This is a genomic window from Priestia sp. FSL W8-0524, assembly GCF_038005965.1.
Lineage (GTDB): Bacteria > Bacillota > Bacilli > Bacillales > Bacillaceae_H > Priestia > Priestia zanthoxyli.
The window spans coordinates 282,597-298,268 of record NZ_JBBOUG010000001.1 but is presented as its reverse complement, the minus strand read 5'-3'; the positions used below and the strand labels follow the sequence as shown (position 1 = coordinate 298,268).

16 protein-coding genes are annotated in these 15,672 nt (G+C 37.7%); 9 read left to right on the top strand and 7 right to left on the bottom strand.

Translation table 11 applies throughout. The features are described from left to right. Positions 1-146: 146 nt before the first annotated feature. Together NST66_RS01540 and NST66_RS01535 are read left to right on the top strand one after the other, a co-directional pair. A complete protein-coding gene (locus NST66_RS01540; protein ID WP_013055327.1) occupies positions 147-653 on the top strand; it encodes an antibiotic biosynthesis monooxygenase family protein in 507 nt (168 codons plus the stop codon). Between the two features lie 83 nt (positions 654-736). Next, a complete protein-coding gene (locus tag NST66_RS01535; protein ID WP_047751678.1) occupies positions 737-2,125 on the top strand; it encodes a hypothetical protein in 1,389 nt (462 codons plus the stop codon). 47 nt (positions 2,126-2,172) lie between these two features. On the opposite strand, the gene NST66_RS01530 is transcribed toward NST66_RS01535, so the two are convergent. Beyond that, positions 2,173-2,838: a phosphatase PAP2 family protein gene (locus tag NST66_RS01530; protein ID WP_028412547.1), complete on the bottom strand. Its 666-nt coding sequence runs from the start codon at positions 2,836-2,838 to the stop codon at positions 2,173-2,175. A 224-nt stretch (positions 2,839-3,062) separates the two neighbouring features. On the opposite strand from NST66_RS01530, the gene NST66_RS01525 reads away from it, so the two are divergent. Beyond that, complete coding sequence (locus tag NST66_RS01525; RefSeq protein WP_340843036.1) at positions 3,063-4,271, top strand: M20 family metallopeptidase; 1,209 nt, start codon at positions 3,063-3,065, stop codon at positions 4,269-4,271. Positions 4,272-4,384: 113 nt separating this feature from the next. Then, positions 4,385-5,104: an EcsC family protein gene (locus NST66_RS01520; protein ID WP_154992348.1), complete on the top strand. Its 720-nt coding sequence runs from the start codon at positions 4,385-4,387 to the stop codon at positions 5,102-5,104. Positions 5,105-5,141: 37 nt separating this feature from the next. Here NST66_RS01520 and NST66_RS01515 read toward each other — a convergent pair whose 3' ends face one another. Continuing rightward, entirely contained in the window at positions 5,142-6,347 is a 1,206-nt protein-coding gene (locus NST66_RS01515) for an ABC transporter permease (protein WP_328132352.1), read from the bottom strand. Beyond that, on the bottom strand, positions 6,340-7,083 hold the full coding sequence (locus NST66_RS01510; protein WP_034267986.1) for an ABC transporter ATP-binding protein: 744 nt from the start codon (positions 7,081-7,083) through the stop codon (positions 6,340-6,342). Before NST66_RS01510 ends, NST66_RS01515 begins: the two co-directional genes overlap by 8 nt. 691 nt (positions 7,084-7,774) lie before the next feature. On the opposite strand from NST66_RS01510, the gene NST66_RS01505 reads away from it, so the two are divergent. Further along, positions 7,775-8,209 (top strand): HIT family protein, encoded by a 435-nt coding sequence (locus NST66_RS01505; RefSeq protein WP_014461670.1) that lies wholly within the window; start codon positions 7,775-7,777, stop codon positions 8,207-8,209. 85 nt (positions 8,210-8,294) lie between these two features. Here the strand turns inward: NST66_RS01505 and NST66_RS01500 are convergent, their stop codons facing one another. The 3 genes from NST66_RS01500 to NST66_RS01490 form a co-directional block, all read right to left on the bottom strand. Continuing rightward, the gene (locus tag NST66_RS01500; RefSeq protein ID WP_340843035.1) at positions 8,295-10,190 is read right to left on the bottom strand and encodes an acyltransferase family protein; all 1,896 of its coding nucleotides are present in this window, start codon (positions 10,188-10,190) and stop codon (positions 8,295-8,297) included. A gap of 302 nt (positions 10,191-10,492) precedes the next feature. Continuing rightward, on the bottom strand, positions 10,493-10,936 hold the full coding sequence (locus NST66_RS01495) for a GNAT family N-acetyltransferase (protein ID WP_034267989.1): 444 nt from the start codon (positions 10,934-10,936) through the stop codon (positions 10,493-10,495). A gap of 17 nt (positions 10,937-10,953) precedes the next feature. Then, the gene (locus tag NST66_RS01490; protein WP_028412553.1) at positions 10,954-11,508 is read right to left on the bottom strand and encodes a PadR family transcriptional regulator; all 555 of its coding nucleotides are present in this window, start codon (positions 11,506-11,508) and stop codon (positions 10,954-10,956) included. A gap of 253 nt (positions 11,509-11,761) precedes the next feature. Between NST66_RS01490 and serC the strand changes: the two genes are divergently transcribed. The 4 genes from serC (at position 11,762) to NST66_RS01470 (ending at position 15,169) form a co-directional block, all read left to right on the top strand. Beyond that, complete coding sequence (serC, locus tag NST66_RS01485; RefSeq protein ID WP_340843034.1) at positions 11,762-12,859, top strand: 3-phosphoserine/phosphohydroxythreonine transaminase; 1,098 nt, start codon at positions 11,762-11,764, stop codon at positions 12,857-12,859. Between the two features lie 124 nt (positions 12,860-12,983). Continuing rightward, on the top strand, positions 12,984-13,514 hold the full coding sequence (locus NST66_RS01480) for a tryptophan transporter (protein WP_033580647.1): 531 nt from the start codon (positions 12,984-12,986) through the stop codon (positions 13,512-13,514). Between the two features lie 549 nt (positions 13,515-14,063). Next, entirely contained in the window at positions 14,064-14,459 is a 396-nt protein-coding gene (locus NST66_RS01475) for a YtxH domain-containing protein (protein ID WP_028412556.1), read from the top strand. Positions 14,460-14,572: 113 nt separating this feature from the next. Continuing rightward, positions 14,573-15,169: an HTH-type transcriptional regulator Hpr gene (locus NST66_RS01470; RefSeq protein ID WP_014461677.1), complete on the top strand. Its 597-nt coding sequence runs from the start codon at positions 14,573-14,575 to the stop codon at positions 15,167-15,169. Positions 15,170-15,172: 3 nt separating this feature from the next. Here NST66_RS01470 and NST66_RS01465 read toward each other — a convergent pair whose 3' ends face one another. Beyond that, a complete protein-coding gene (locus NST66_RS01465; RefSeq protein WP_028412557.1) occupies positions 15,173-15,517 on the bottom strand; it encodes a DUF1878 family protein in 345 nt (114 codons plus the stop codon). Positions 15,518-15,672: the final 155 nt, after the last annotated feature.

The window sequence follows — 15,672 nt, the reverse complement described above, 5'->3', positions numbered from 1 at the left end:
GGAAAACAACTTCATCAATGTTTTACTTTACCATCTTCATTAGAAGTTCACAATTTTTGAATTTTTGTGTGTAAAATTTTATAATTTTAGTATGATTTACAATTGTAAATTGTATGCAATTCCCAATTAGAAAGGAAGTATAATCCATGAAGATCTTTATTACTTACGGAACAGGCCCTTACCTTCAAAAGTTGATCGACGAACATCCGAGTGAACGTTTATTACTGCTTCACAAAGATGACGATCAATTTGCACTAGTCCACGAAACAGATGGAGATACAATTTTTAAAGAAGGACATGCTTATGAAGTATTAGATGCTTCTGGAGATCTTGCAGATAGCGGATTTGCTGTACTAAATAATATTTCAGTTACAGATGAAGGTCGTCCTTTGTTTGAACAGCGATTTAGCCAACGCGCTCGTTTAATTGAAAATGAAGCAGGCTTTTCAGCTATTCGTGTGCTTCGTCCACTGCAAAATGACACATACATTATCTTTACAGGATGGAAAGATGAAAGTTCATTTAGCGATTGGCAGTCTTCAAAAGCCTATAATGAAGCACACAAAAAACGCGGTACGTCAGAAGGCGTGGATCAGCAGCCATCGATTTTCTCTCGCCCTTCTTATGTGACCTCATACCACGTAGTTAAATAAGTAAACATCCTCCTAGTAGGCGAGTATCACAATAGGCACAAACGTCATATTGTATACTACATCACCTATTGGGAGGAATTTTTATGGGCATAGAGCTTGGAGCTCTTCATTGGATGTATGTCCTTTTTATCGCCTTCATTATTGGCTTTATGATTATGCGGCGAGATACGAGTATCCTTTGTATACTCGGGATTTTTTTGCTTTCCTTAACGGCTACCTCTTCGTTAAGCCACTCCGTCAGCGCTGTTTTTTCCAGCTTCATTTATGCCATTACAGAACTGCTTCCTACCATTTTAATTATTTCAATTATTGTATCCATGAGTAAAGTCTTAATGGCTACAGGAATAAATGAATCGATGATTTCACCTTTTGCTCGCCTCATTAAAACACCTACTCTTGCCTATTGGGTTATTGGATTAGTTATGATGACCATCTCCTATTTTTTCTGGCCTTCTCCAGCCGTTGCTTTACTTGGAGCCGTGCTTTTACCAGTTGCCATCCGCGTAGGGCTTCCAGCTATAGGCGTAGCTGTAGCGATGAATTTATTCGGCCACGGCGTTGCGCTTTCAGGAGACTTTGTTATTCAAGCTGCCCCTAAGATAACCGCTGACGCAGCAGGTCTTCCGGTTCACGAGGTTGTTCAAGCAAGTGTCCCTCTTGTCATTGTGATGGGAGTCGTTACCACACTCTCTGCTTTTTACTTTCTAAAACAAGATATGAAGCACAATAAAATTCAGGCGCAACCGACAATTTTAACAAGCAGCTCTTCTAACCAATCCACACCTCTTTCTCCTTCATTACGCCGGGCTTTAGCCATTATAGTTCCTCTTTTCTTTGCTATAGACGTATGGGCAATGTTCGCCCTTCATTTACAGGGAGGAGATGCCACTGCTCTCGTTGGAGGTACAGCTCTATTTATTTTAGTAGTGGTGTCGCTTATTGCTCACAAAGGAAAAGGTCTCGAACAAACAACTTCCTACTTGATTGAAGGCTTGCAGTTTGGGTTTAAAGTATTCGGTCCCGTTATTCCGATTGCCGCTTTTTTCTATTTAGGAGATGCTGGATTCAAAACAATCATTGGTGACTTTCTTCCGAAAGGATCACATGGACTTGTCAATGACCTAGGCGTTGCGCTTGCTTCGACTGTACCGTTAACTGCACAGGTCGCTACTGTGACGATAACTGCGCTAGGAGCTATTACAGGGTTAGACGGTTCAGGCTTTTCAGGTATTTCACTCGTAGGCTCTGTCTCTCATTTATTTGCATCTGCTTTAGGATCGGGCGCTGCCACGCTAACTGCTTTGGGGCAAATTGCTGCGATTTGGGTTGGAGGGGGAACGTTGATTCCATGGGCGCTCATTCCAGCTGCTGCGATTTGTGGAGTCAGTCCGTTTGAACTCGCTAGACGCAATTTAAAACCTGTAGCGATTGGATTAGTTGTTACAACGATTGTCGCAATGTTCCTAGTTTAAACAAAAGCCCCCTTCTTTTGATGAAGGGGGTTATATGTATATATTTGTTACATACCTTTTGGAAACTCTTTTTCCGCTGACGGCCTTACATACGCATAAACAAGCGTATAGAAGAAAATACCTACAATTAGCCACATAAGCCCTAAGCTGTAGCCAGCTAATACATCTGTTAAAAAGTGTTCTCTTAACAGAATACGGCTCACGCCGATTAACAAAACAATTAAAGTAATTGCCCGCTGATACCACTTGGCCACCTTTTGATTGTTTATATGCTTGATCAGAAAAAAGAAAATCAGACCGTAGATAAGAATTCCCATCATTGCATGGCCGCTTGGAAAACTGTAGCCTTCGATGCCTTCAAGAGGACGGGCTCGTTCTACCGCATCTTTAACTGCTTTATTAATAATATCGCCGCTTAAAATAAGTAAAAATGAGGATATCATGCCAATATAGTCTTTTTTTAAAAATAAAAAAACAATAAGTACAGCTAAAAGAACCATAATCATCACTTTTGAAGCTAAAAAAGACAGGCCGTGAAAAACAGATGACGCTGACTGAAGAATAGTGCTGTCATCTATAGCTGAAACAAGCCAGCGGTCTCCTTGAAAAGAATCTGTCGACACAGCAAACAACACTCCTAAAAAAACGAGACCCGCAATCCCAAACGCCCACATCAATTTTTTGTACAGAGATACAGTTTGTGAATCTACCATATCGTTACCTCCTATTATCTCACGAGAAAATTGGTAAAAAACTCATTCTTTGTCCCTATTTCTCATCTTATGTATCTATTATGTATATAAGATATTTCATGATTCAATTACTTTTTTCAATAACAACGCTTACATTCTTTTCTTTTTTATAGATAATGATATAATGATTTAAATGTCAAAAAATTCAAAACTTTATTCAACTTACACAGAAAGGATATGGTTATGTGAACTCCAAGCTACATACTTTACTTGAAGAAAAATTTGATGAAATGGTTCAAATTCGCCGATATCTGCATCAGTATCCAGAACCGTCTTTTAAAGAATTTCAAACTGCTGCCTACATTCGGTCTTTTTATGACAAGATCGGTATTTCTTACCGAGCAAATGTAGGAGGAAACGGCATTGTAGCAAGTATTCAAGGAGGAAAACCTGGTCCTACTGTAGCTTTGAGAGCCGACTTTGATGCCCTTCCTATTCAAGATGAAAAAGATGTACCCTATCAATCAACTGTTCCGGGCGTGATGCATGCATGTGGCCACGATGGTCATACGGCTACTCTTTTAGTCCTTGCTAAAGCGCTTTTTGAAATAAGAGATTCTCTCCCTGGTAAAATCGTCTTCATTCATCAGCACGCCGAAGAGTATGCTCCCGGAGGCGCCAAGTCCATGATTGAAGACGGATGCTTAGACGATGTAGACGCGATATTCGGAACGCATTTATGGTCATTAACTCCCACTGGTGTGGTTCAATATCGAACGGGCCCTATTATGGCTGCTGCTGATCGCTTTGAAATTACGATCAAAGGAGCAGGCGGACACGGTGCACAGCCCCACAAAACAAAAGACTCAATCGTCATCGCCTCTCAGCTTGTTGTTAATTTACAGCAAATTGTAAGCAGACGTGTAAATCCAATTGATTCAGCAGTTGTAAGCATAGGTTCTTTTGTAGCGGAAAATGCATTTAATATTATCGCTGATTCTGCTCGACTAATTGGAACGGTAAGAACATTTAATGAAGATGTACGAAATGATGTCGAAAAAGAAATCGAACGAATTGTCCAAGGTACATGCTTAACGGCTGATGCTTCTTATGAGCTGAGTTATACGCGCGGCTATCCTTCCGTCGTAAACCACCCGGAAGAAACGGCCTTTCTTGCTTCTGCTGCTTCTCAAATCGATGAAGTTCATACAGTCGAAGAAACGGAGCCTCACATGACTGGAGAAGATTTCTCTTATTATTTGCAGCAGATTAAAGGAACGTTCTTCTTTACAGGAGCTCAGCCAGAAGGTGTAGATGCTCCTTATCCTCATCATCATCCTAAATTTGATTTTAACGAAAAAGCAATGCTTATCGCAGCGAAAACGCTTGGTACGACTGCTGTTGAGTATTTAAGAGAACAAGCTCATTCTAAAAACGCAATAAAAGCGAATTAATCATTCAGCAAGCATTCGTACAGATAAACAGACGATTGCTTGCTGTTTTATTTTAGGAAACTTTTTCTCACTTAAAACGTAGTATTTATATCGACTGAAAAGAGGTGACTTTTTTGAATACGTATGAAGAAAAAGTGTTACGAGAAGCTGAACATTGGAAATTTAGCATGTTGAAACGACCTTCTAAATTTCAGCGTACCGCAAAAGCCTTACAGCTTAAACTAAATGAAAAAATCCCTGCTAAAGTCCATAGAATTATAACTGAAAGTATAAAAAAAATGGTTGAAACCACGCTTGTTGGGTCCGATTTCACGACTAAAAAAAGAGATGTCAGCGGTCTTTCGTTTGAAGAAAAAGAGAAAAGAATTTTGGAGCTCATACCTAAGTACAAAAAAACAGCTGCTGTAGAAGGAGCTGGTACTGGTGCAGGTGGTCTCCTTTTAGGCGCAGCAGATTTCCCACTTCTTCTTTCCATAAAAATGAAGTGCTTATTTGACATTGCCGCGACGTATGGTTTTGATGTAAAAGAAAAAGAAGAACGCATTTATATGCTATATATTTTTCATCTTGCCTTTTGCAGCGACGACCATAGAACGAAGCTGCTCGAAGTAGTAGAAAGCTGGGAGGAAAAGAAAGAGGAACTTCTTGAGCTTGATTGGAAAGCTTTTCAACAAGAATATCGCGATTACATTGATGTTGTGAAAATGTTTCAGCTGATGCCGGGAATTGGAGCTGTTGTAGGTGCGTATGCGAATTATCAGCTTCTTGATCATCTCACAAAAGTAGCGATGAACGTCTATCGCTTTCGGATATTATCTTCGTCTCAAAAGTAGTCTAAAAACGTAAAAAAAGCTCCATTCGGAGCTTTTTTTACGTTAATTTTTTATTTACATATGAATTTACAAATAAGTGAATAAATATAGCACCTGCTGCCAAGGAAAGCAGTGCAGCAACTATATTAGAAAAAGCCACCACTATGGCGAGCACAAGAATTTGTACATACAGCGCTTTTTTCCATACATCCAAAAATGCCCTTTTTCGTTCTTTAGCTTCGACTGGATAAAGAGAAAGCCATAAAATTTGCTTGTGCTGCTTCCAAAGCGGGAGTAATTGAAAACCCGTCATGTATACAACAAATAAAACAACCACTATATTGCCGTATTGAAACGGCGCAGCTACAATTAAAAATCCGCCAATGACAGTTAAGCGAACGAGCAAGCTTAAATAATCTCCTGATCGCAAAAATGTTCTGGTGTACAAGTAATGGTAAGTAGCATTTTGACGAAATGGAATACGTGTTACTAGCCAATCTAAATATCTACGGCGTTTGATTCGTTCTTTGACTTGTGGAACATCCGTAAATAAATTAGCTAATCGATAAAAATAGCCCATGCGCTTTTCTTCTAAGTCAATTAGCTTTTCCCATTTAATCGGCTTCCTTTTTGTAAGAGAGCGATAATAAACGGCTAGCGCAATCATAATTACCGCTACAATCCCTGTGAAAAATACGTATGCATGCGAAAATAAGAAATAAGTAAAAACTGCGTTTAAGAAAAACCTGACGATATAATCTGTCCACTTCGCCCACTTTTCTTCAAACCATACGGCCCACCAAGACATGCCTAAGTTTACAACTTTCAGAATGAGTAATAGCAGAAAAAACACAAAAATATTTGAGTAAGAATCATGCATTACTTTTACGTGAAGAGGCGCTGCTGCACCCGTTGCAAATAATAAAATATAAAGCTGAATCGTAAAGGTAAACCAAAAAGATTTTTTGAAATAAGGCTGCAGCTTCGTCTCCAAAGGAAGCAAAAAGACTAAATCAGGTCGTTTTAAAAACGTTTGAATTTGGCCCATTGTTAAAATCAATCCCATAAGGATCGCAATCACTACAGCCGAAGGAAACGCAGGTGTTAATGTACTCAACCACTGTTGATAATAGTAGGCCAAGCCGCCAATCGCAAAAATTAACACTAATTTAATGTGGTCATTTAAGATATATTTTGTATATCTTCTTACATCCACTAAATACTGCTGAAATCGTTGCTTCCATAATGCGTCAATCTTACTCATAGCCTTCTTCCTTTGTTAATTCAATATAAATTTCATCAAGAGTAGCATTGCGCATCTGAAATTCTTCTTGAAGATCTTTAAGCGTTCCTTGCGCTCTTACTTCTCCGTTATGTAAAATAACAAATTTATCACAGTAGCGCTCCGCGGTCGCCAAAATGTGTGTGGACATTAAAATGCCTGCACCTTGCTTTTTCATATCCGTCATCAAATCAAGTAAAGATTGAATACCAAGCGGGTCTAAACCTAAAAAAGGTTCATCAATAATATAAAGAGACGGCTGAACCAAAAAAGCGCACATAATCATAACCTTCTGCTTCATCCCTTTTGAAAAATGCGCGGGAAACCATTTTAACTTCCGGTCTAAACGAAATTCTTTTAAAAGCGGCTGCAGACGTGCTTCATATGCTTGAGGCTCAAGTCCATAAGCCATAGCTGTCATATCCAAATGTTCTTTTAATGTTAATTCATCGTAGAGCACAGGAGTTTCTGGAATAAACGTAAACTGACTTCGATAGCCTGTTGGGTCTTGTTGAAAGGTTTTATTATTAATGGATACACTTCCTTTTTTTGCTTCCATTAATCCAATGATATGTTTAATCGTTGTACTTTTTCCGGCTCCGTTTAAGCCGATTAACCCAACTAATTCACCTGCATTTACATCAAACGATACATCTTTTAAGACGGGAGTTTTCGTATATCCCCCTGTAATATTGTTAATTTGCAATAAAGAACCCATCACGATCTCCTTTTATTTGTTCTTTTTTGTCTACAAGCGCAAGCGCTATTTGCTCTATTGTACCAAATCTTTTTCGTCCTCACATCGTTTTCAATTCTTTTCGGTTAATTTTTCCAGAATATAATCGAAATATCGGGACATTCTATATAGGGAAGAAGGAAAACAAGTTATTGATTACAACTAATCATTACAAAGCTTCTTACATTTGGGATGAGGTGTCTACAGCAGGCATATTTCAGAAAACCTTATTGTAAATCGATGTATGTTTGATTCATAAGGGGATGGTAGTCATGAACGTAGTAAGAATATATATAATGGGTAGACAATAATGTTCATTTATTACTGTGTAAATGAGGTGTTTGTCAAAGACCAAGAACGATTTCGTTCACATTGTATATTTTTTTAGCTCAATGCTTAAATGAGGTGTTTGTTAAAGAGAATATACTTTTTCAAGTTACTGTTTCATTAGGCAATGTAATTACGTAAATGAGGTGTTCCTTAAAGATCATATGCTGCATTAAAAGCTATTTTTTCCTTCTTCACATGACGGGATGCATAATCGTTTGCATCCCGTTTTTGTGTATAAAATATGAGTGGCTATTTCTTGCCTGCTGATTGCATTTCTACTTTGTGGTAAAATAAACGTACATGTATACCCATACATTTATATTAGTAACGGAAGGTGAACATAATGAGCACACATGATGAAAACTGTATTTTTTGCAAAATTATTCGCGGTGAAATTCCAGGTGCAAAAGTATTTGAAAACGAACATGTATTAGCTTTTTTAGACATTAGTCAAGTAACAAAAGGTCATACGCTGGTGATTCCAAAAGTACATAAAAAAGACATTCACGAACTAACACCGGAAATTGCGCGCAATTTATTTGAAGTGGTTCCTCAAATTGCAAATGCAATTAAAGAAACATACAGCCCAATCGGCTTAAACATCTTAAATAATAATGGTGAAAAAGCTGGTCAATCCGTGTTTCATTATCATATGCACATTATTCCACGCTACGGGGAAGGCGATGGATTCGGTGCTGTATGGAAAGAGCATACAAGCGAATACACGCCTGAAAAACTTCAAGAAATCGCTGGCAATATTTCTTCTCGCCTTTCTTGAAACAAAAAAAGCTTACACATGTAAGCTTTTTTTGTTTTATCTATTAATCAGTTTATGATATAAAACTCAATACGTCTCTCGCTCATTATGAACCATTTTCTTCCTTAAATTCTAAATTCATACGCTCTTCAATCAATTTTGTTAATGCTCTTGATCCTTCAGTTACCAAGTGGACACCATCTGATGTAAAGTATTCAGGGTGCTTAGAAGCCTCAGAGTACCAATCTACAAGCGTGACGTGATCAAACTTTTCAGAAGCAGCTTTCAAGTTCTTGTTCACGGTGCTTTCCCAGGAACGAGGAACGCGCGTATTCACTAAGTAAACGTCCGCTTGTGAAAAAGCTTTTAACAGTTGTTCAAGTTCTTCATTGGTAAAATAACCGTTCGTTCCTAACTCAATAATCACTGCGCTGTTCGGATTATTAAATGCTTGATAACTAGGAGTTAGCTGCAGTGCTTCATTGAGCTGCCTTCCTACTTTTCCGTCAATCGTAATACTAAGCGGCATCTCTTTAAGATTAGGAGCAATATCCAGCATGACCGAATCTCCAATCGCAAGAACATCTCTGTAAGAATTCGGCTGCTGTTCTTCTTTTGCATCAGATTTTTCTTCTGCGGAGTTCTTTTCCGCGTTCTTTGTTTTTTCATCCTCCGCTTTGTTCTTGTCTTTGACAGAAGTTGAAGCATTTTCTTTATGATTCGTTTGAATTTTAACCTCTGTTTGTTTTGCTTCGGTCTCATCCTTTTGCTGCGTACTAATAGCAAAGCTTGTCATATCCGCTGTAAACAACGCCAAAAAGAAAATGAGACTGCCCAAAACCGCTTGTCTCGAACGAGAGAGATTACGCCATTTAAAAAGCTCTCTCGGATGGTAATGCCGGAAATAATAGCGAAAACCGCGTGTGCGAATAGGCACCTCGATGTAACGGTACGAAAGTTCAGCAATGATAAATGTAATTCCTACTTGTAACAGCGCATGCCAATAGACCGGGCGGCCAATCTCGGCTACAGGTGTTGTAAGAACAATAACCGGATAATGCCACAAATAGATACCGTATGATCTAGTACCAAGCCAGCGAAGCGGTTTAAACGACAAAGCTTTTCCTAAAAAGCTACTAGGGTGACTAATCGTTGCAACCAGCACAGCAGCGTTTAAACAAATCAGCAGCATGCCACCTTGATAAAGAAAAGATGCATGCGTATACTCATCAACGCTCCATACGCAGAGAATAAATACAAAGAAGCTTACCATACTTACTGCGTTTAATACTTGCTTGCCTACAGCTGGAAGATTTTTTGATGATAAACGATACATCGGCCAGACAAATGCAAGTAAACAACCGATTAAAAGGGCAAACAGCCGAGTATCGGTTCCATAATAAATGCGGCTAGGATCTCCTCCTGGCTCATATAAAAAAGACATCAGAATGGCTGAGGCCATTACTCCAGCTAAAATAAATAGCGAAAGAATTCCTCTCTTTTTAATAAATTTCAAACCCAACAATAAAACAAGTGGCCATACAATATAAAACTGCTCTTCAATAGCAAGTGACCATAAGTTCTTTAATGGTGACGGTGATCCAAAACTATCAAAATATGAAACTTTATGAAAAATAAACCACCAGTTACTCATATAAAAAATAGACGATAATGCATCGCCTCGTAGCGTTGTTAACAATGGTCGGTTAAATAAAATAACCCACGCTGCAGTTAATACGACCATCACATACACAGCTGGAAGAAGTCTTCTCGTACGGCTAACCCAAAAATGCTTCAAATTCTTTAAAGGATTTTCCCAAGATTGCACCAGTAAAATTGAGGTAATTAAATACCCAGATAATACAAAGAAAACGTCAACTCCTAAAAATCCTCCAGACGCCCATCCAAAGCCTAAGTGATAAGCAATCACAGCCATGACAGCAAAGGCCCGAAGTCCGTCCAAACTATATATATACCTATTTTTCTTTTCTTTTGCACTCATAAAAATGCCTCCAAGCAATATGTACAACAAATTTCTTTCTCAACAAATATTAAGAATATTACGTAATTGTTACATTTTTGTTACAAAAATCATTATATACAATATTATTACTTTCTTCAATATATCACTTACTGAAAATCAAAGAATAAGTAAAAAGAAACAAATTCACTATCTATCTTATTCATAAATTACTAATTTAGTAGTAGTCATATCGATTCTATCTGCATGCCACTAAACCCTACACGTTTCTTTCACCTTACCCGTTTTAAAAATAGAAAAACTTCACACAAATGGTGAAGTTTCTAAGGTGTCTTTAGCATATCGACGTGTGGGAGTCCTTCATCTGAATAAATATCGGAAATAGGTCTAAAACCAAACGATTCATAAAATGTTTGAAGTCTGCTTTGAGCTTGAATTTTAATTGTCTTCTCGTGCAATTCATTCTCTAGAAAAGCAATTCCTCTTGCCACTAGTTCTCTTCCGAGACCTGTACCGCGCTGTGCTTGTTTTACAATAATACGTCCAAGAGAAGCTTCTTTATAGCTAATTCCTTTTGGTAAAACTCTAAGGTATGCGATAATTTTCTCATCTTCTTTTTTGAACAAATGATAAGCAAATTTGTCTTTTCCATCTACTTCTAAGTAAGCACACTTCTGTTCCACAACAAAAATAGAGGTGCGAAGCTGTAGAATTTCATAAAGCTCATCATTTGTCAGCTCTTGAAATGATTTTATGCACCAACTCATGATCTGCTCACCTTTTCTTATTGTTCTTTTTCAATTAAATTCAGCGTACGTTCAAGCCAATTGATATAGCTTGTCTCCCGGTCTTGAGCGCGAGATAGCACCAAGTAATGACCAAATTGAGGAGAAGAAACGGTAATGTGGTGATTAACTTCTTCTAAAAGATCATCCATTCGTTTCTTTAAAAAAGTCAGCTTCATTTTCCTGCTTGATAATTGGTTATCTATTTGTTGCTTTAACTCTTCTATTGACATGGATGAAGCAAAATAAGCTTTTAACATAAATTCATCTTTAGTTGTTTCAGGAATAGGATCAATCGTAGTGAGCCACTTGCTTAGCTCCACTCTTCCTTCTTCCGTTATCGAATACATCTTTTTTTCTAATTTTTTGCCTTGAATCACCGTTTCATAGCGAATAAATCCCTCTTCTGTTAATCGCTTTAGCTCGGGATAAATCTGGCTGTGTTTAGCGCTCCAAAAATTACCAACCTCTTCTTTAAAAAGTCTGGTAATGTCATACCCGCTGAGCTCCTCCTGATTTAAGAGCCCTAATATTGCATATTTTAATACTCTCATTCTGTTCCTCCACATTATTTCTTCCATCAGTATAGCATATAAACATTTCATTTACATGTTTGCCAAAACATGTTTACGTATACTTTTTATTTATCTTTTTTCTATTATTTTCTCTTTACAGATTAATTTAAATTTTTGAAAAGTTACCTCCACAACTAAGAGTTTTCATGATAGTATAATGATATTCTTTCTGACATCAGTCATTAGCCATTTTGTATGATGAGTGTTCGAACTAATTTGAGGAGGAATTAATGTGATTACGTTAAACAGAGCTTATAATTTTAATGCAGGTCCATCTGCGCTTCCCCTACCTGTCTTACAACTTGCTCAAGAGGAGCTAGTTAACTTCAAAAATACAGGTATGTCTGTGATGGAATTATCACATCGCAGCAAAGAGTTTGAAGATGTATTAACACATGCTAAAGAAACACTAACGGAATTGCTTAATATTCCAGATACACATGAAATTTTATTCCTGCAGGGCGGAGCAAGCCTGCAATTCTCTATGATTCCAATGAACTTTTTAGCTCCTGATCAAGTCGGGGCATATGTGCTAACGGGATCATGGTCGGAAAAAGCGTTAAAAGAAGCAAAGAAACTTGGAAAAACAGCAGTTGTTGCTTCTACTAAAGAAGAGAACTACCGCTCTATTCCAGCTTTAGATGATATAAAGCTTCCAAAAGAAGAGATTGGGTACTTGCATATCACGTCCAATAATACCATTTTTGGTACACAATGGGCTGACTACCCTTCTATTGAAGGAGTAGACTTAATTGCTGACATGTCAAGCGACATTCTTTGCCGTCAAATTGATGTATCTAAGTTCTCACTCATTTATGCTGGTGCTCAGAAAAACCTCGGACCATCTGGTGTAACAGTTGTCATTTTGAAGAAAGAATTGCTTAAACGTATCCCTGAAGGTTTACCAACAATGCTGAACTATGAGACTCACGTAAAGAGCAATTCTCTTTACAACACTCCTCCAACGTTTGGTATTTATATGCTTTCACTTGTTTTAGATTGGATTAAAGAACAAGGGGGCGTTAAAGCCATTGAAGCTCAAAATCATAAAAAAGCTAAGTTACTCTACGCAAGCATGGAACGTTCAAACGGTTTCTATACTCCTCACGCTACAGAGGAAAGCCGTTCAATTATGAATGTCACGTTTACTTTACCAAACGATGAGCTAACGGCTGAGTTTTTACAGCAAGCAAAAGAAAAAGGCTTTGTAGGATTAGCTGGACACCGTTCAATCGGCGGATGCCGCGCTTCTATTTACAATGCTGTGACGCTTGAAGCGTGTGAAGCTCTTGCCGTCTTTATGGATGAATTTGCGCAGGCAAACGCGTAATTGGCAGAATTAGCTGATTCTTTTTTCACATAAATATGTTATAATCAGTATGTAAATATATGCAATGGGCATAGACGCACTATTGGTATATTTCGAGCTTAGCTTAGAAGAGGAGAGATGAGAAATGAATACAAAAGTTTTAGTTTCTTTAGCGTTATTAGTCGGAATTGGAGCGGTTCTCCACACGGTGGTACCTCCTATTTTATTTGGAATGAAGCCAGATATGATGTTAACAATGATGTTTTTAGCAATCCTGTTGTTTCCTAGCGTAAAAAATGTAGTACTAGTAAGCTTCACAACAGCTTTTATTTCTGCTTTAACGTCTAGTTTCCCGGGAGGACATATTGCAAACATAATTGATAAACCAATTACAGCATTTGTTTTCTTTGCATTATTTATGCTTGTGAAAAAAGCAACAGGCATCAAAACACCAGTTGCCGCTGCTTTAACAGCTGTTGGCACGCTCGTATCAGGAACCGTATTCTTGTCTGCTGCCGCGCTAATCGTCGGCTTACCGGGCGGAAACAGCGTCATGGCGCTTGTTGCTGCGGTTGTATTACCTGCAACAGTAGTGAATACAATCGTTATGGTCGTTATTTATCCAATTGTTCAATCCGTTCTAAAACGCACAAGCATCAAAGCAAAATTATCGTAACGTCAAGAGCCTGATTTAGTTAAGAATCAGGCTCTTTTTTTACACCAAAAGCTAAGGCCCGCCAAAGCGTGGCGGACCTTTAGATAAAACGGTTCATTTATAGTATGTTGCTGATCTTTTAGAGACAATCTAAAGTCCGGCTCTTAACTTGTTGTTTAAAAAGAAATGATACAGGATGCTTTTCACTTAAATTTCATTTGCAGCTCATACAATAGGTATGAAGACTTACTATGTAATAAAGGTTTAAGTTCCCCATCCTAGGTTACATAATAAAGTATAAGCGCCAATAAAAAACTCGCAAAAGCTACTGTCGCACATGTAAGAGACTTTTGTTTAAGCACATGTTTAGGTGGATATGATGCCGTTCTAGTCGTAAGGCTAAACCATTTAAAAGCAGCGAGAAAAAAACTCAGGCTAATCATCAAAAGAATGAATAAAGCTATCCCATGTTGATAACCTCCTTCTTTTGTATAAATCTATGCTATTTTTTTATGATTATGTCAGAAGGAAGTGTTAGCAATTACTTTACTACATAGGAGGAAATAAATAATGAGTAGAATGAAAAAACTAGCAGCTGGAGCAGCAATCGGAAGCACCGTAGCCGCTATTACAACGCTTCTTATTACTCCATATTCAGGACGAGAACTTAAACAGCGTGTCAGTTCTCGAAAAGACCGAGTTAACGCTTCACAACAAGAGCTCTCAACAAAAATAAAAGCTGTTTCTCAACAAGTACAAATGACCGCCAGAGAAGGAAATACTATAGTGAAAAATATCGCAAGTGACCTTTCTACTACCCTTGGTCAGTTTAAAGAAGAAATTGTCCCTCATAAGGAATCCATTCAGCATCATTTGAAAGAAATCCAAAATTCTTTGTCAAACCTAGAGGAACATGTACAGACAACTAAAAATCCCAATGAAAAAATTGACAAAAAAGAAGGTTAAAGCGCCTTCTTTTTTAATTTTTTAAAATTTTGTAAATTTACATCTTTATAATTTTTTATTTTATTGGCATAATAGAAGATAAATAAAAAAAGAGACTAAGTAGGTGGGAGAAGATGAAAAAGACTAGTGATCAGGATTACAGTTTGAAAGAAGCACTTCTATTTAGCCAACGTATTGCCCAATTAAGTAAAGCCCTTTGGAAAACCGTAGAGAAGGATTGGCAGCAATGGATTAAGCCTTATGACCTTAATATTAACGAGCATCATATTTTGTGGATTTCATATCATTTAAACGGGGCTTCCATTTCCGAAATTGCCAAGTTTGGAGTTATGCATGTTTCTACTGCATTTAACTTCTCCAAAAAACTAGAAGAACGAGGTTTACTTGAGTTTTCTAAAAAAGAAAGCGACAAGCGAAATACGTACATTCAGCTGACAGATAAAGGCGAGGCCATTTTACTGGATTTAATGGAACATTACGAACCTTCTAATAATTCAGTATTCAGCGGCGCACTTCCGTTGCGCGACTTGTACGGCAAATTCCCTGAGTTTATGGAACTAATGACCGTCATCCGCAAAATTTACGGTGAAGATTTTATGGATATCTTCGAGCGATCTTTCCATCATATTGAAGAAGAATTCACTGAAGAAGATGGCAAGCTTGTCAAGAAAGATAAAGAGAACCACCAGGAGACTATTTCAAACTCTTAATGGTTAGTCCCTTATCCATTGAATAATTTCAAAAAATTCATTCATCACATCTTGATAAGAAGGTTGATAACGAAGCGATTCGACCGTCTCTCTGGGAGTTAATTTATAATTCAGCATACCAACAAATTGTGTAAGAAGCGGAACAAAGTCTGTTAGGCCTTCCGCTTTTTGCTCAATATATTCGTTTTTTGTATCTTCACACAGAATTAAAATTTCCTCTACTTCCCTCTTTGTAAGCTGATTTCTTACCACTAAATCAATAAATGGTTTAGCTTCTTGTTCAGATGTCCCAGATAACAGTTTTATGTAATATTCTAAACGTGATACTCGAGATTCTAAAGTTTCCATCCGCTTCCCCTACTCCTTCAACGTTCATATATCTCTACTCCATATTGTACATGATTCATTCATGTTCTTCCAAATAATTCTTTCTTCGTCAATCACATTTCCTGTTTGAGTAGCACCGTATAAAGATTTTCATATACTGATTATGTACTCACTGC

Excerpts from the sequence above, each read along its gene's own strand:
- NST66_RS01465 (WP_028412557.1), bottom strand. The coding sequence starts at position 15,517 with ATGGAAACTTTAGAATCTCGAGTATCACGTTTAGAATATTACATAAAA.
- NST66_RS01530 (WP_028412547.1), bottom strand. The coding sequence starts at position 2,838 with ATGGTAGATTCACAAACTGTATCTCTGTACAAAAAATTGATGTGGGCG.
- NST66_RS01500 (WP_340843035.1), bottom strand. The coding sequence starts at position 10,190 with ATGAGTGCAAAAGAAAAGAAAAATAGGTATATATATAGTTTGGACGGA.
- NST66_RS01475 (WP_028412556.1), top strand. The coding sequence starts at position 14,064 with ATGAGTAGAATGAAAAAACTAGCAGCTGGAGCAGCAATCGGAAGCACC.
- NST66_RS01490 (WP_028412553.1), bottom strand. The coding sequence starts at position 11,508 with ATGAGAGTATTAAAATATGCAATATTAGGGCTCTTAAATCAGGAGGAG.
- NST66_RS01510 (WP_034267986.1), bottom strand. The coding sequence starts at position 7,083 with ATGGGTTCTTTATTGCAAATTAACAATATTACAGGGGGATATACGAAA.
- NST66_RS01495 (WP_034267989.1), bottom strand. The coding sequence starts at position 10,936 with ATGAGTTGGTGCATAAAATCATTTCAAGAGCTGACAAATGATGAGCTT.
- NST66_RS01470 (WP_014461677.1), top strand. The coding sequence starts at position 14,573 with ATGAAAAAGACTAGTGATCAGGATTACAGTTTGAAAGAAGCACTTCTA.
- NST66_RS01515 (WP_328132352.1), bottom strand. The coding sequence starts at position 6,347 with ATGAGTAAGATTGACGCATTATGGAAGCAACGATTTCAGCAGTATTTA.
- NST66_RS01505 (WP_014461670.1), top strand. The coding sequence starts at position 7,775 with ATGAGCACACATGATGAAAACTGTATTTTTTGCAAAATTATTCGCGGT.
- NST66_RS01540 (WP_013055327.1), top strand. The coding sequence starts at position 147 with ATGAAGATCTTTATTACTTACGGAACAGGCCCTTACCTTCAAAAGTTG.
- NST66_RS01535 (WP_047751678.1), top strand. The coding sequence starts at position 737 with ATGGGCATAGAGCTTGGAGCTCTTCATTGGATGTATGTCCTTTTTATC.
- NST66_RS01480 (WP_033580647.1), top strand. The coding sequence starts at position 12,984 with ATGAATACAAAAGTTTTAGTTTCTTTAGCGTTATTAGTCGGAATTGGA.